Source organism: Microvirga aerophila, from assembly GCF_003332305.1.
Taxonomy (GTDB): Bacteria; Pseudomonadota; Alphaproteobacteria; order Rhizobiales; family Beijerinckiaceae; genus Microvirga; species Microvirga aerophila.
In genome coordinates, this window is the sequence record NZ_QOIO01000082.1 from 1 (window position 1) to 14,023 (window position 14,023).

General features: G+C 57.8%; 14 protein-coding genes and 1 pseudogene. 7 read left to right on the top strand and 8 right to left on the bottom strand.

The window, feature by feature from the left end:
* Positions 1-429 precede the first annotated feature (429 nt).
* The 3 genes from DRB19_RS26535 (at position 430) to DRB19_RS26545 (ending at position 2,528) form a co-directional block, all read left to right on the top strand.
* The gene (locus DRB19_RS26535) at positions 430-780 is read left to right on the top strand and encodes a hypothetical protein (RefSeq protein ID WP_373867477.1); all 351 of its coding nucleotides are present in this window, start codon (positions 430-432) and stop codon (positions 778-780) included.
* Positions 781-826: 46 nt separating this feature from the next.
* A complete protein-coding gene (locus DRB19_RS26540; RefSeq protein WP_114189010.1) occupies positions 827-1,084 on the top strand; it encodes a GcrA family cell cycle regulator in 258 nt (85 codons plus the stop codon).
* A gap of 511 nt (positions 1,085-1,595) precedes the next feature.
* Positions 1,596-2,528, top strand: coding sequence for a DMT family transporter (locus tag DRB19_RS26545; protein WP_162815888.1), 933 nt, complete (start codon positions 1,596-1,598; stop codon positions 2,526-2,528).
* Positions 2,529-3,036: 508 nt separating this feature from the next.
* Here the strand turns inward: DRB19_RS26545 and DRB19_RS26550 are convergent.
* Positions 3,037-3,243, bottom strand: coding sequence for a hypothetical protein (locus DRB19_RS26550; protein WP_114189012.1), 207 nt, complete (start codon positions 3,241-3,243; stop codon positions 3,037-3,039).
* 433 nt (positions 3,244-3,676) lie between these two features.
* On the bottom strand, positions 3,677-4,168 hold the full coding sequence (locus DRB19_RS26555; RefSeq protein ID WP_114189013.1) for a YciE/YciF ferroxidase family protein: 492 nt from the start codon (positions 4,166-4,168) through the stop codon (positions 3,677-3,679).
* A 187-nt stretch (positions 4,169-4,355) separates the two neighbouring features.
* Here DRB19_RS26555 and DRB19_RS26560 point away from each other — a divergent pair, with 187 nt between their 5' ends.
* Both DRB19_RS26560 and DRB19_RS26565 read left to right on the top strand, forming a co-directional pair.
* Entirely contained in the window at positions 4,356-5,570 is a 1,215-nt protein-coding gene (locus DRB19_RS26560) for a coiled-coil domain-containing protein (RefSeq protein ID WP_162815889.1), read from the top strand.
* A gap of 609 nt (positions 5,571-6,179) precedes the next feature.
* Positions 6,180-6,713, top strand: coding sequence for a hypothetical protein (locus DRB19_RS26565; protein WP_114189015.1), 534 nt, complete (start codon positions 6,180-6,182; stop codon positions 6,711-6,713).
* A 553-nt stretch (positions 6,714-7,266) separates the two neighbouring features.
* Here DRB19_RS26565 and DRB19_RS26575 read toward each other — a convergent pair.
* The 4 genes from DRB19_RS26575 to DRB19_RS26595 all read right to left on the bottom strand — a co-directional run bounded on the left by DRB19_RS26575 (position 7,267) and on the right by DRB19_RS26595 (position 10,017).
* Positions 7,267-7,935, bottom strand: a complete 669-nt coding sequence (locus DRB19_RS26575; RefSeq protein WP_114189017.1) for a hypothetical protein — start codon at positions 7,933-7,935, stop codon at positions 7,267-7,269.
* A 479-nt stretch (positions 7,936-8,414) separates the two neighbouring features.
* Positions 8,415-8,603 carry a CsbD family protein gene (locus tag DRB19_RS26585; protein WP_114189019.1) on the bottom strand — a complete coding sequence of 63 codons (189 nt, stop codon included), beginning with the start codon at positions 8,601-8,603 and terminating at the stop codon, positions 8,415-8,417.
* A gap of 722 nt (positions 8,604-9,325) precedes the next feature.
* Positions 9,326-9,562, bottom strand: coding sequence for a hypothetical protein (locus DRB19_RS26590; RefSeq protein WP_114189020.1), 237 nt, complete (start codon positions 9,560-9,562; stop codon positions 9,326-9,328).
* Positions 9,563-9,621: 59 nt separating this feature from the next.
* A complete protein-coding gene (locus DRB19_RS26595) occupies positions 9,622-10,017 on the bottom strand; it encodes a response regulator (protein ID WP_114189021.1) in 396 nt (131 codons plus the stop codon).
* A 214-nt stretch (positions 10,018-10,231) separates the two neighbouring features.
* On the opposite strand from DRB19_RS26595, the gene DRB19_RS26600 reads away from it, so the two are divergent.
* Entirely contained in the window at positions 10,232-10,672 is a 441-nt protein-coding gene (locus DRB19_RS26600; protein ID WP_114189022.1) for a hypothetical protein, read from the top strand.
* Positions 10,673-10,762: 90 nt separating this feature from the next.
* Here the strand turns inward: DRB19_RS26600 and DRB19_RS26605 are convergent, their stop codons facing one another.
* A complete protein-coding gene (locus DRB19_RS26605) occupies positions 10,763-11,794 on the bottom strand; it encodes a helix-turn-helix transcriptional regulator (protein ID WP_114189023.1) in 1,032 nt (343 codons plus the stop codon).
* 497 nt (positions 11,795-12,291) lie between these two features.
* On the opposite strand from DRB19_RS26605, the gene DRB19_RS26610 reads away from it, so the two are divergent.
* Positions 12,292-13,017, top strand: coding sequence for a hypothetical protein (locus tag DRB19_RS26610; RefSeq protein WP_162815890.1), 726 nt, complete (start codon positions 12,292-12,294; stop codon positions 13,015-13,017).
* 892 nt (positions 13,018-13,909) lie between these two features.
* On the opposite strand, the pseudogene DRB19_RS26620 reads toward DRB19_RS26610, so the two are convergent.
* Positions 13,910-14,023 (bottom strand): annotated as a pseudogene (locus DRB19_RS26620) (IS630 family transposase); the annotation flags it as partial.

Below are 14,023 nucleotides of genomic sequence, written 5' to 3' on the forward strand. Positions count from 1 at the left end.
ACTTGTTCGAGCCTCAGGAGTGCTGGAACTACCTCAAGGCAGCCGGATATGCGTCTGTTTAACCGTCCGATGCTTTAGAGCCGTTCAATCCGCGGCACAGGGACGCTTTCTTCAATTCTTCTTTGCCTGCTCGAAGTTTGCCGAGCCTCGCCCATCGGGGCTGAAGCATGGCTATTGTCGTTGATTGACAGAGACAATTGAGAGATCAACATTCCTACTGTGGGGGTGCGCACAAGGATGGCCACCATGGAAGGTTTCAACCACTGCTTGAACTGGAAGCTTAAGGCAGGATCACACCCGTTCCCTGGTAAGGATGGCGGAACCTGCATCAACGAAGCGGCTTTGGTCGCAGCTGGCTTCGAGTACACGCCGATCCGTGCTGTCTAGGAGATGCCGGACTGCTTCTCGCGCCCGATTTGCCGCTTAGCGATGCTTCTGAACGACTCGGCCTGCGAGGATGACCGGCAGAGCCTCCTGCCTTTCGTGATCAGGCTGGCTTGCGCCGATACACCAGAGATCGAGCGGGCACGAGCGGCCTATATCAGCCGGAACATGCCCCGAAACTACATCCGATTTCCGTTCGACGAAGGTCTCCAGGTCCTTGAAGGGGCGCTGGCCATTGGGCGGCAGGCGGACTTGTTCGCAACAGACAAGGCAAGGACCCGGATGGAAGCCGTCCGGGCGGGAGCGACCACTCCGACATCAGTCCCCGACACACCTGTTTTTGCGAAGATCAAGAGCTGGTTTGGAGCTAACGGAGAGACGGAAACCACCAGCTAACCACTCGACAGCCCGTAGCTGAAGGTACGTAGGTTCCGGAGACGGCATGACGGTGCACTGGGACGAGACACGAATGGAGCTGCTGACACGCCTTTGGCTTGTCGGGGAGACGGCGCGCACAATTGCGGAGGAGCTTGGTGGGGGCGTCACCCGCAACGCGGTGATTGGGAAGGCTCACCGTCTCGGGCTAACAGGGAAGCAGGGCAGTAAACAGGCAGCTCTCAAGCGTGCCCGGGCATCACCTCTGAAAAGGAGCAATCAGCAACTTCAGCGGAAGACCACGCCAAAGAACCGCGCACGCTGATAATGCAGTACCTGGTCTCAGTCCCAGCACACATCGGAGTTGAACCGACTGCGGATGGAAGGATCTCTTCATAACGAGGAGGAACGTAAGGAGCATGAGTGCCGGGACGCTGCGCCCTGGCAACGTTGTAGCGCGTGTGGGTTCTACAGAGAGTAGTCGCGTTCGACACCCTGGTCCACAACTGGATGCACCGGACTAGGATCCCGAGAGGGCTTCATGCTGAGCGATTGGGTCCGACTTGTCACAATTACTGTCACAGTGGGTGTGACAAATACGGCCTGAGCCGCTGAAAGTCAGGCAGCTCACCAACGTCATTGAACGAGGATTTTGGAGCCCGCATCACGGCGGGGTGAGCGCACATGGTTCGGGTCCTAAGCCAAGGGCTCACCGCATCATAAAGTCTGTCAAATGCAATGCGCACAACGCAGGTCTGCAAGGAGCGGCAGCAACTACCATGCGAGCTGCACATTTTGCATACTGCACAAAGCTCGTTTGCCAGGAGTGCCCCCTCGTGAGTTCTCAGTCTGCCGCACTGGCCCCAACCCGCTCGCGGGTCAAGGCCAGCAGCACGGGTGCGGCACGCGCTCACGACAATGTCAGGCGAGCTGTGCTGTTCATGGTGCTCGCGGCAGCTCTGCTGCCTCTCCTCAACGCCTCCTCGAAGTATCTCTCACAGACCTACCCTGTGCTGGAGATCACCTGGGCGCGGTATGCAGGGCACCTCTTCTTCATGCTGCTCGCGCTCGCTCCCCGTCGGGGCATTCGCTTGTTGGCTTCCTCACAACCTGTCCTGCAGATTGTGCGGTCAACTCTTCTGTGCGTGTCGACGCTGGTCTTCATCGCGGGCCTTGCCTCTGTGATGCTGCCGACCGCAACGGCTATCAGTTTCACGGGGCCGCTGATCGTCACAGCGCTGTCGCCTTTGGTGCTGAAGGAGGCTGTCGGCCCGCGTCGGTGGCTCGCCATCATCATTGGCTTTGGCGGTGCGCTGGTGGTGGTCAGGCCGGGCCTCGATCCTGCCTATGAAGGAGCCCTTCTGATTTTCGGAGGAGCCTTTGCCGCCGCGCTCTACCAGCTTCTGACACGCAAGCTGGCCGCTCATGATCAAGCTGAGACCTCGATCACGTACATCGCTCTCGCTGGTTTTGTGCTCACGAGCATACCGCTGCCTTTCATCTGGCAGACACCTGTCAGCCTCTGGGATGCTCTAGTGTTCGCTGGCTTGGGCTTTTTTGGAGGGTTTGGGCACTATTTCCTGGTGCGCGCCTTCGAGCTTGCCCCCGCGCCAGTTGTGGCCCCTCTCAACTATGGACAGCTGTTCGGCGCAACTCTGCTGGGCTTCATGGTCTTCGAGCAAGTCCCGGATTACTGGACCTGGTTGGGGGCCGCGATTATCGCAGGCAGCGGCCTCTTCATGCTCTGGGGTGAACGCAGCAGATCGTAGAGCCGTACAAGCCCCGCCGGATTGAGATCGCGACTGCCTGAGGGCAGTTGAGTGTTCGGCAGAACAACGTGACTAAACTCGAACAGAACAAGGTGGGGTAAGTCCCTGTCCGGCACGACTACGTTGCCTCACCCCCGGTGCTGGTTTCTGCCCGCCCGAGGGGGCTTCCCTATTTGGAAGACGGTGCTGATGCTAGCCCGGTCAGGAAAAGGAATGCAGCCTGCTACTTCTTCGTTCCAGGAGCAGAGGCAATCGTCCCCTTTGTCGAGGGGGCAGCGGCGATAGTCTTTGGCTTATCCTTCTTCGGCTTCTTGGTCTCGCGTCCGCCCTTGGCCATAACGTCCTCCTGAGATGAGCTTGAACTGTAGCACCCGCTGGAGAAAAGAAACATGCGCGGCGAGGCGCAGGCTCTCCCCTGTTCGGGATGCCTCACCAATCGGTCCAGCCTTGGTGCGAGAAAGTGCGATGACGTGTCGGTTTCTGACCAGAGATCGGCGACCCGCAGCCTTCAAAGGGTAGACCCTTTTCGGGCCTTCTCCGCCTTCACCATTTCCTCCAAGAGTTGATGAGCTAACGCCTGATGCTGGATCTTTGGGCTGATCTCAGCCGTCTTCTTGGCGTAAGGTGTTGTAACGGTCAGGTTCTTTCTATCGACGGCGTAGGTCCCGGAATAGGTTCTCCCATCCACCTTGATGTGAATCGCGTGACCCGACATACGAAGCCCTCCTTGCGGCACTGAGTGGCTCCTGATCATAGCACAACGAAACATCGCCGTGCCTGGCTGGGCTATAAGACCTTTGTGCCCCTGTTCGTGATCTTGTGGGCAGCGGGAACAGCGGTCTAGAGGTGCCGGACTAGGGCATGATCTCGTTGGTGCTGGTGCCATCTACGCTCAACAGCATGATGGCGGCCTGCCAGACGTGGTTCTGAGCCGTGTTCCCGTTGCTGGCGAGAGCCTCAAGGCGGAGCCGGTCGGAGGATGTTGCTGAACCTGCTGATCCAGCCTAGCCGAAACGGGCTGGCGCAGCGGCGACTGCTACGTCCACTGAGATGATAGCAGCGGCCAAGGACCGTCGCACACGCAAAGCACCCTGATCCTCTCTTGGCGAGGGACCGCCTATTCAGGGCGGCCCTGCTCAATCGAGCTCTTACTCCGCTGCGGCGGGATTGATGGCATCCTCTGCCAATTCCGAGAGAGCCTGATCCGTATTTTCCTCCTCGATCAAAGTCTCTTGGATGAGCCCCTCCGCCTCTGACAGGCCAAGCTGCTTAGCCCAGGCCAGCAAGGTGCCGTAGCGGGCGATCTCGTAGTGCTCCACCGCCTGGGCGGCTGCAATCAGACCGGCATCCAGGGCCTCGCCGCCCTCGAACTCCTGCAGGATCTCCTGCCCCTCCTCAATGATGCCCTGAATGGCCTTGCACGGGATGCCCTCCGGCTTCTCGCCCACCATCTGGAAGATCTGCTCCAAGCGCCGCACCTGCTCCTCGGTCTCCTTCAGGTGCACGGCGAACGCACCCCTGAGCTCCTCCGACTCTGCCGCTTCTGCCATCTGCGGCAGAGCTTTGAGAATGGCGTTCTCGGCAAAGTAGGTGTCCTTGAGCTGGTGCAGAAACAGGGCTTTTAGATCTTTCTCAGCCATTCTCGGTCTCCTGATTGAGCGCGGCAACGACCCGGATAATCCATGAGGCGCGTGGGCGTTCCAGGCACCTCGCCATTTCCAGAGTCATCAGGGATCATTTTAAATTTGGGGGTGCTCTGGCGGTCCAACGCGAGCAACACTTGTGATGTTCCTGCGTTGGACCGAGTGGCCAGCGCGCAGGAGGATCATGATGCCAGTCGATTACCGCTCCGAGTTACAGCGGCCCGTGTCCCTGGTGTTGGCTGGCGTTGCCATCTTGGGTTGGCTTTTGGCCCTCAGTATCTGGTTCTCCTCCTCAAACCGGCTGCAGGAATCCCGGGCCGAAACAACCCGCGTGCAGCAATCCCAAGTTGCTCTGCAACGGCAGCTCGATGAGCAACAGCGCGCAGGCCAGACGCTGGCGGATCTGCAGACCAGGGTCGCAGGTGCCGAGCAGCAGTTGGTCCGGATCACACAGGCGCGGGAGCAAGCTCAGGCCCAGCTCACAACCCTGCAGCAAACATTTCAGGCGACCCAGCAGCAGTTCGCGCAAGCAACTCAATCTCGCGAGCAGCTTCAGGCTCAGCTCGTGTCCCTGCAGCAGGCGCTCCAGCCAGCCCAGCAGCAGTTGGCTCAGGTCACGCAAGCTCGTGAGCAGGCCCAGGCGCAGTACACCGCCATCCTGCAGGACCTGCAGCCCCAGCAGCAGCAGTTGACGCAACTCACACAGGCACGAACCGAGATACAGTCTCAAGCCTCTGCAGCCCAGCAGGAGCTGCAGGCCAATCAGCAGCGAGCCGCCGAGCTGAACCGCAGCGTCACGGCACTCTCGCAGCGCCTTTCAGAGCTTCAGAACCAGCTGCCGCAGGCGGAGCAACGTTTGGCAACGGTGAAGGATGAGATTGCAACTAGTGAGCAGACCAACCTGGCGCGCACGCAGGAGCTGGCTGATGTGGGCCGTCAGCTTGAAGAGGCTCGACGTCAGGAGGCCACAGCCCGCGAGGCCGTGAGCCGAACCACCCAGGAGCTGTCGTCCAGGACAGCAGAGCTCGCTGAGGCAGAGCAGCGCCTCCAGCAGGTGCGCGAGGCGACCACTTCCACTCAAAGCGATCTTGCCAACCGTCGGTCCGAGCAGGAGCGCCTGACAAAACAGCTGGCGGAGATCCAGAGCCAGACAACCCAACAGCGAAATGATCTTCAGGCCCAGCTTGCCCAGGCGACGGACGACTTGGCCGCTCGAAATCGAGAGGTCGCCGAGTTGGAAGGGCGGCTTCAAACCACTCGCCAGGAACTCGCTGATGCTCAGGATCAGCTTACCGGAGTACGCCAGCAACTCGCCACCCCAGCTGCTCCTGAGAGCACGCCTGGAGCGGGAGCGCCCCCGAGTGCAGCACCTAATCTGCCTGCCCCTCCACAACCCTAGGCGTGTAGGGCGGGTGATAACCGATCACTGCCCCGCTGCCCGTGAATGAGGTCACGCAAGCAAGTCAGTGCCATGCCGCCCCGGCTGGTTCCGTGCGGGAAATCAGGTACAGCGGATAGCTGCATTTTGAGTCAGACTCTGAGCAGCTAGACTGACAATCTCGGATTGGGCAAACGTCGGTAAGTACCAAAGCTGCATAAGGCCAAGCTTTACTAACAATATTTGACAAGATATATTATTTCATTTATACTCGTGGTGCTTCGCCAATGCCCCGTCTCGCAAACTGAAAACCGTTAAGCTTGATGCTCAGCTTGAGCATAACAATGGCAAAGCTTGTGCCGCGTACCACATCATCATTGGTCAGCACCTTGTGCTGAACCTCACATCAGGGGCCTCCGGGCTCCCTTTGTATTTGAGGAGCCACCTTCATGCACCATGCCGCTCTCTCATCCGACCGCTCTTGCCCAACTATCTCAGAGGCAAAGCCCTTAGCCCTTCTCCTGCATCCCCCGTCACTGTCCGAGGCAAAGGCTCACTTGATGTAAGCGCAGCATCGTCTGGATGGCCGCCTCCCTCTCGACTGACTTTGCCTGCCCCAAATAGGAGCTGATGGCCCGGCGCAGGCGCGCTTACCGCCAGGGCGATCTCGACGGGCTGTGCGGCGTCTACGCCATCGTGAATGCCCTTCGGCATGTCCTGCGGCTGCGGGATGAGCAGTGTCAAAAGCTGTTCGGCAAGTTGATCAAAGCTCTTGAGCAGGACTGTGATCACCTTCACCATCCCCTTCTCCGAGGGATGTACTTCGCCCAGTTGAAGCGGCTCATGGTGTTTGCGGGTCAACGTCGCATTCAGGGCCAGAAACTGAAGTTCGAGGCTCGCACCCTGCGGTTGACGCGGGACCAGCGCACACTCCCGTCGCTCTGGACTGCGTTAAACCAGGAGGTGGGGCCAGCGTGCGTCGCCATCGTCGGCATTACAGGGGCAACTGACCATTGGTGTGTGGTGTACCGGGTCACACCCAAAACCCTTTGGCTTTTGGACTCGGATGGCTGGACATACATGCGGCGGTCTCGCTGTACCGTCCGATCCTCCCGAACCCGCTACTGCCTCGAAGTCGGCGAGATCCTCCTAATCGAACGTTAGCCAACAATCACCTCAGCAACTCCGGCAAAGCCCCACTGCGTGAACGGCCGGGCTTTGCCTCCTATGCAAAGGACGTTATGGCCTAAGCACCAGCAAGCTCTGCCCATGACGCAGTTAATTAGCCGCCGGTGTTCAGATCTATGAGGAATGAGATCAGTTGCAGCGTGCCTGCTCTTCCTGGCAAGAGCAATGCGTAGCCTCGGCCCGTCTCTACGACGTTCATCTGCCGATGCCCGTTCGCGCTACGGTTCAGCACACTCAAGTTCTGCTGCACGACGGCATATGGAGCAGCAAACGCCAACGGAAGATCCCCGCACCCTAGCACCAGGAACGATTCCGTGCCTTCACACAAAAACTTATCCCACTTTGGATAGTAGGAGTACCAGTAGGGATGGGCGTGGGGTGACTGATAACGTTTTGAGACAGGTCCGGCGAGAGCCGGTCCGCTGCCCTCCGCAACACCCCCTCTGCCGGGCTGCGGCTGGACATGGATCACCCCAGCCACCACCGTCCTGTGTCTGTTTGCAATTTGTATTCTGCGAACCGGTTGCGCCTACTTGTTCTGGCCAGTCTTCTGCTCATTTGGTTGGTCAGTTGTCTGTGGGGTGGCTCCGGTGGTCTGTGGGGGCTTCGTGACGCCTGTCGGGCTCGTTGGGGTGATCGAGCTTGAGGCAGCAGAGGTCCCGGTGGTCGAGGCCGGACCGCTGGCCGATCCGCTTGCCGCTCCCCCGGACTGATCTCCCAGATTGATGCCTTTCTCGCTCATGCTCTGGACGGTGCTCCGAACGGTGTCGGCGACCTGCTCCGCCGCGTCAGCCACATTATCGGCCCACTGGTCCACAGGAAGGTCGCGGATCGTGCGCGGAAGCTCGGTCAGAGACTGGACCGCGCCCTGACGACCCCGCGTGAAGAGGCTATAGAGGGCATACCCAGCGAGAGCCACTGCACCCACGCTCAACAAGGGTTTCGAGGCCATCGTGGCTCCGACGCCTTTCGTGGTCTCACGAAGGGCATACAAAGGCGCAGAGGCGTGGATCAACCGCTCAACCTCACGAAGACGATCCGGGGTGGTATCGACGTGAACGTCATACCGTTTATCGGCGCGTGGGCTGGTCTTGATAGTGGCACGCGGAAAACCGCCCTGGATCAGGCGGTGGATGGTCTGATCCACGGCTTTCTGATCCGGCAGAATGGACCATGCAGTGGTCTTGGATTGGGGCATTGGAAACCTCCCGTTGAAGTCAACGAAAAATCACCAGATCCCCAGGAAGGTTCCGGTCAAGTTGGTGGCATCTTGGTCTGCCCACACACAAGTGGTCCTCCCTGATGTATGGCTTTTGAGCCGAAAGGAGGACGAGAGAATGAGCAAGAAGAGACACACGGCGGAAGAGATCATCGCTAAGCTGCGCCAAGTGGACGTGCTGACCGCCTAGAGCCCTCAACAACATGGCTATCAAGGTTGCCGATGAAACCGGTCAGACCTTGCTGATCGCTTCTGTCCCAAGAGCGACTGGACCGATGGACTAATACGCTGTCAGCGGCAGTCTGTACGAACCTGGTCCTCAGACCCGTCAGAAGTTCTATAGGAACGCTCTGACAAGCCCGCTCCCAACTGTTTTCGCTGTGAGCGCACCGCGATGATCCAGGCCGCATGGATGATGCCTATGAAACATAAACAAGAAGGGGAGTTAACCCCCTTTCTCAGTCCTTCTTGAAGGCGTCTTTGACGGAATCCTTGATGCCACCGATGGTGTTCTGAATCTTGCCTTTGGCTTGATCCCCCTTGCCCTCGGTCTGCATCTTAGAGTCGCCGGTCACATTGCCAACGCCTTCTTTGAGTTTGCCACCTATGTTCTTGGCGGAACCATCAACGCGATTTTTATCGACCATTGCTCTCTCCTCTTGTTGCCAGTCCAACGTACAGTGAGTTGAGCCGTTCCTGCGGCATAAAACATCTGCGCCCGCTGAAGAGCACAGGTCTGAGGAGAACCTATCTGCTATAAGTGTCGGTGCTTACACCGACACCTCTGCGTCAGCAGCGACAGGGTGTCAGTTGCACAAACCTTTGTGTGACCGCGAACAGAGACTCCTCATTCAGTAGGTTAGGGGCGTAAGCTTCCGATCCGCAACTGCGCAGGTGCATTACTGCTTCTTCTCGCCCGAGCTGAGAGCACGCCTGGAGCAGGTGCTCTACCAGGTGCGGCACCCGATCTACCTGCAACTCCACAACCGTAGTCGAGCAAGGCACGCGATAATCAAGCTCTGCCCTGCTGCCCGTGAATGAGGTCACAAAAGCAGGTCGGTTCCATGCCGCGACCGGCTGGTTCCTATGGGCTGAGGTCAAAGTGCCTTGTGTCAGATCCTATGACAGCATGGCTCAAGACAGGTTAGTGCTGACCTAAGCCGAATTTCCGCAACAGGAGACTGAAGCGGACTTTCACACGGCTACGGTCAGCGCATTTTCAAGGTTTTCGTGGTCCAGCTTGACGGGCGATTGGAGCTGCAACCACGCTCCCACGGAACAACATACATTGTGCATTTTCCAGCTCCCAAGCCAAATCCGGGATAGGCCGCTTCACATGACCTGCCTCGGTTGCCCCGATTGGCGCTACTCAGTCCTCTTCCCTGATTTCCGCGCCGCCCAACCATATGAGAACAGCATCGAGCGTGGGGAATTTGTGCTCGGTTTTCGTGAAGGGGGCTGGCATCGCCCTAGATAGAACATCGTCCAGCAGCTCCGCCGTCCATGTTGCCGCTCTCGGCCCGTTCTTCACGACACCGCCAATCAGGTCGCTGTCGAGTTTAAGATCGTAGCTCCCCGGGGCGAGCTTATGAAGAGTATAGGGCATCAAGCCTGTCCTCGTTCGAGCATGAGGCTGACCATAACGGCGTTCGCGAGCGATGGCGCTTAGGTCACCGCTGATCGGGTCATCAGGGCGGCGATCTGCTCAGTAAGGGCATCAGGATAGACCGGCTTGGGGACGAACACCGCTGAGGGCGGCAGGTCGCCCTCCTCAGGGGACGCCTTGCCAGAGATGACAAGCACGCCGACATCCGGCCAACATTGCGCGACCAGCCGCGAGAACTCAAAGCCGTCGAGGGAGCCGGGCATGTCAACATCCGTCAGTACGACCCTGACACCCACCCGCCGCTTCAGGATCTCAAACGCTTCGTCGGCGTCGTGAGCCTCAAGCACCCAAAATCCAGCCTCCCGCAGGATATCAACCTGGGTGGCTCGCACGAGAGGCTCATCCTCCACAAGAAGGATGACGGGCTGGTTCCGTATGGGGCCGCGCGGTTTCATAGTTGCGGAAACGAGAGGCCGCAGGACTTGGTTCCTTATGATGCCTTGGAACAGGTACTTAACCTGAGCCGTTACCGAAGCATGTAGTGATCTGATTAATACCTGTGACTGACATCGTCGAAATTCACTAGAATGCCCACTCCTATCTGACTGCTCTCCGAATGAAGAGGAGATGCAAGGTCAAATCAGCGCCAACACCTAACCAGGTAAACTTATGCATATCTTTGAAAATCTCGTAGAGCAGTTCCTCACGGTTGATGGACGTGTATTTGTCTCTCCGCAACATGACATCGCATGGGATAGTGACCTGAATGAAGGAGGATCGAGCCCTGATTTCGTTGCCCTCGATTTTCGCCCGACGCCGCAGGAGGTGGTGATTGTCGAGGTGACGACCGGAGCTGCGCTAGAGGGAATATTCAAACGCATCGCGAATCGGGAAACGCGCTGGTACAGCCCCCTGAAAAAGAAACTGGTTAAGGATCGTGTTATTGACGATTCATGGGCGTTCCGGTTTCTGGGCTTTGTGCGTCGCCCGAATATTGAAGAGGCGCAGCAGAAGTTTGCGGCACATAGTGATGTAAGGTTTTATTCGCTCGAGGACGCGGCATTCTCTTATGCGTACTGGGACAGCCGTAAGAATGGTTTACCCAGATAGGTGATGACGGCGACACGGGTCTGAAAATGAGGCGTGAGACTCAACGTTCGTGCCGCTGGTCCCCTGACGGTGTTTCCGATTACCCTTCCCTTATATCTCAATCGCACGTATTGCGGCGAGGATGCACTCTTGATACCGCTCTTTGAGCGCATCCGGTTGGATGATCTCTACACTGTCTCCCCACGTGAATAGGTGCCAAGCCATCTCAGTCAGGCCGGAAGCCCTGAACTTGATGACTAGGCCCCCGTCCGGTTGCTCAACGAGCGACTGACAAGGATGGAAGCGGAAGCGACGTGCATCTGCTGCGGCCTCAGGACTGAAGCGCCACTCAATATCGAACTGCTCACCATCCCAGAAGGTGCCGAAGGACCGGCTTGCAAACGCTTGAAGATCGAACGTCGAGTCACGCTCGAATGAGAGATTGAGGAGTTCAACGGCCTCGATGTTAGCGATGACATAAAGCCGATGCTCGCGCACCTGCGGGTGTGTATTGAGTCCGATGAGGTAATCCCGCGACCCAGACAGAAACCCATAAGGATGCACTCTAGGCCGTGAAAGCCTGCCTGTGTCGCGGCGGCGATAAGTAAGTCGGACCTGAAGTCCGGCCAAGATAGCGTCGCGCAGCGAGGCTACTATGGCCGCATCCGTGTTGGACTTGGGGCCGGGACGCACCAGAACGCCGTTAGCCTCGAGCAGCGCCTCAATATCAGGCTCATAACGTCGGATGGTGCTACGCGGAAGCACTGCTTCGAGCTTCAGACTAAGACGCTCCAAATTCTCAGCTTCCCGGGTCGCACCTTGCTGACGCAGCCTGGCTGCGGCGAGCTTTAGCTCGGTAAGTTCCTCAAGGGTGGGAGCTGCAAAGGCGACGAATTTTGCTGACGGCAGCTTCCAGCGTTTACGACCATTGTCGAGTTGCACCGAGATAAGGGTGCCTCCAGTCATTCGATCCAGACTATCTCGGAGCCGCTCTACAGTGCGGCGGCTTACCGCGAGGAGATCAGCCATTTCATCCAGCGTCAGCCCGCCACGTGACTCCGAAAGCGCAAGCCCGAGTTGGATCAACCGCTCTGCGGGAGAGTAGCGGTCAACCTTTGCTGAAGCATTCTCGAGCTCGTCCATACAGACCCGTCGAGTCAAAGAGAAATGTACGACCAGTTTTGTCGCATAGGTATGGCATATACTCAACCATCAGCAACGGAGGTTATATGCCAGCTCTGGATTGTGTTGCTCAGACCACTCACACCCCGCCTGAAGTTCCTGAAACATGGGAGGTTGTACCACTTCTGCCACCTAGTCGGAATCACAGACGTCTGCCAGTCAGAATAAAGCAGAAAGCGAGGTCTACGACCTCTCCGGCCAACAACAGCATTGTTGGCCTGGTCGCTTCCCAGTTTGCTGAAGCCATCGGACAGATTTGGTCCGGAGATCGGATTAAGGAGTATCTCGGGGCGACTGATGCTCGCCGCCATTTATGGCACGCATGGCTTGCTTCCGAGCACCCGCTCTTTGGTATGCATAACGGCATGTCAGTCGATTTGACATACACACGGCTCACGTCCGCGAGCGGAGAAGACCTCATAACCCAAGCTTATGGTTGCCAACCCGCAGGCATCATATTGGCGCTGGGAAAGCTTGGGGTCGCAGCACGCCCTGTTGATGTGTACCGAGCACTCGTGCGTGTTTTGGCTGCTGGTGGACTTGCCGCTAAGTTCATCTGGCATGCACAAGAACTCCCGGACGAAGTTATTCGCGGCCTTGCCTCACTCCCACCAAATCTGCGGCTAAAGCCGGTTCTAGACGTTCTGAAGGCAGGCGTAGTAGGTGCGGAAAGTCTCTGCTTCTTCGCTGGAACTGTGACAAGGCTGGAGATCGTCCAAGGCGCTCACTTAGCACAAACAATTCTCGCGGCGTCCAAACCCTTAGACGCGCTGTGGGACGCCCTCCAAGACCTGCCCTTTCCGGAACCACCATGGCCTGGAAACGAATACCTTCTGGCGGTAACGTCACGCAGCCGCCTTGTCGAGATTGCGAAGCAGTTTCAGAATTGTCTTTCGCGCCATGACCGGCAACTTGACGCAGTTATGAGCGTCATCAATGGCAACCGATACTTCTATGAACTGCAGGAGGAGCCCGGGCTTCTCGAGTTTGTGCGGATCGGATCGCTTGGGTGGTACCTCAGGGAAGCCTGCGGTCCCAAGAACCACGAGATCTCGGAAGAAACGCGTGGCAACGTGCTTCGTGTGCTGTCTCAGGAGCCCTCCTTCTGTGCAGTCTGGGAGCCTAGATGGAGGGGGAGATGGGACGGAGGGGATACATCGGATGGGCTCCTGAGGCCGGAATAACGGTCCATCGCGGTGTAAACGGCGGGTGCAATTGTTGCACCCGCTGAAGGATCTTTTCTGCTGCCGATTTGGCCAGATCGGCGAAGAAGCCAATACGAACTGAGCGAGCATGGCAATAAGGAAGCTGTCGAGTAGGGCATCTCGCCTGCCTTGGCCACTGTACTCGATTGACTTCGAGGCAAGTTCACTTGAGCCTAATGGCTACCCCATAGAGGACGCAGAGCACTTACTGCTGGCGCTCGCCTAGGCAGTTGATGTCGATGTTGGACCTATCCAGAAGCTCGAACAACGTGTCTACACACTCGCGGCCCTTAGCGGCGGTGCTTCGGCAAATTTTAAGGTTGGCAATCAACCCGGTCGTAGGCCTCCCTCACAATGAATAGTAAGTTGAGAGGATGCAATGCCGCTAAGGTCGGAATATTCTGGGGCATAGAGGATGAAGCGAATGTGGATCCTCATGACCTAACTCTCGTCGTTGACACGACTGATCTTGCTGAGGCAGAGCCATATGACATCTTCCTTACCCATCCGCGCGCGCACTACGAGGTGTGGGAGGGATGGCGACAGCTTGGACCAGCGGGATTGGCTAAGCGTGTGCTTCCAAAGGCAATAGCTTGGCACGAGTATGAGGACTTCCCACGTGGGCGGATCGTGTTCAATTCCGAGAAGCAAACATTCCTCATCTACGCCGACCGACGGCTTCAGGTTCCTTCATTGCTGACGTCAATCATCCGAGAGTTCGGGTTAGAGGGGCAACACTTCATTATCAGATCGGATGCCCACTACCGCAGTAGAAGGAAGCCGTAACGTCACCACCTTGGGGCGAATCGCGCCGAAGATGGGATTCTTGTTGTCTGGACGCAGTTCAGCGAAATTTACCAAGTCCCGCTGATCAGAACCGGTGCGCCCACTCCCGCAGGCCGAGGGATATGATCGTCCAGGGTCGATCCGTGAGCTTGTTCCACGCTGCACAACAGTGATCGAGGATGTCCTTGTAGGACGTGAA

Bases quoted from the DNA above. Each gene is read 5' to 3' on its own strand.
- DRB19_RS26535 (WP_373867477.1), top strand. From the start codon at position 430: ATGCTTCTGAACGACTCGGCCTGCGAGGATGACCGGCAGAGCCTCCTG.
- DRB19_RS26540 (WP_114189010.1), top strand. From the start codon at position 827: ATGACGGTGCACTGGGACGAGACACGAATGGAGCTGCTGACACGCCTT.
- DRB19_RS26550 (WP_114189012.1), bottom strand. From the start codon at position 3,243: ATGTCGGGTCACGCGATTCACATCAAGGTGGATGGGAGAACCTATTCC.
- DRB19_RS26555 (WP_114189013.1), bottom strand. From the start codon at position 4,168: ATGGCTGAGAAAGATCTAAAAGCCCTGTTTCTGCACCAGCTCAAGGAC.
- DRB19_RS26560 (WP_162815889.1), top strand. From the start codon at position 4,356: ATGATGCCAGTCGATTACCGCTCCGAGTTACAGCGGCCCGTGTCCCTG.
- DRB19_RS26565 (WP_114189015.1), top strand. From the start codon at position 6,180: ATGGCCCGGCGCAGGCGCGCTTACCGCCAGGGCGATCTCGACGGGCTG.
- DRB19_RS26575 (WP_114189017.1), bottom strand. From the start codon at position 7,935: ATGCCCCAATCCAAGACCACTGCATGGTCCATTCTGCCGGATCAGAAA.
- DRB19_RS26585 (WP_114189019.1), bottom strand. From the start codon at position 8,603: ATGGTCGATAAAAATCGCGTTGATGGTTCCGCCAAGAACATAGGTGGC.
- DRB19_RS26590 (WP_114189020.1), bottom strand. From the start codon at position 9,562: ATGCCCTATACTCTTCATAAGCTCGCCCCGGGGAGCTACGATCTTAAA.
- DRB19_RS26595 (WP_114189021.1), bottom strand. From the start codon at position 10,017: ATGAAACCGCGCGGCCCCATACGGAACCAGCCCGTCATCCTTCTTGTG.
- DRB19_RS26600 (WP_114189022.1), top strand. From the start codon at position 10,232: ATGCATATCTTTGAAAATCTCGTAGAGCAGTTCCTCACGGTTGATGGA.
- DRB19_RS26605 (WP_114189023.1), bottom strand. From the start codon at position 11,794: ATGGACGAGCTCGAGAATGCTTCAGCAAAGGTTGACCGCTACTCTCCC.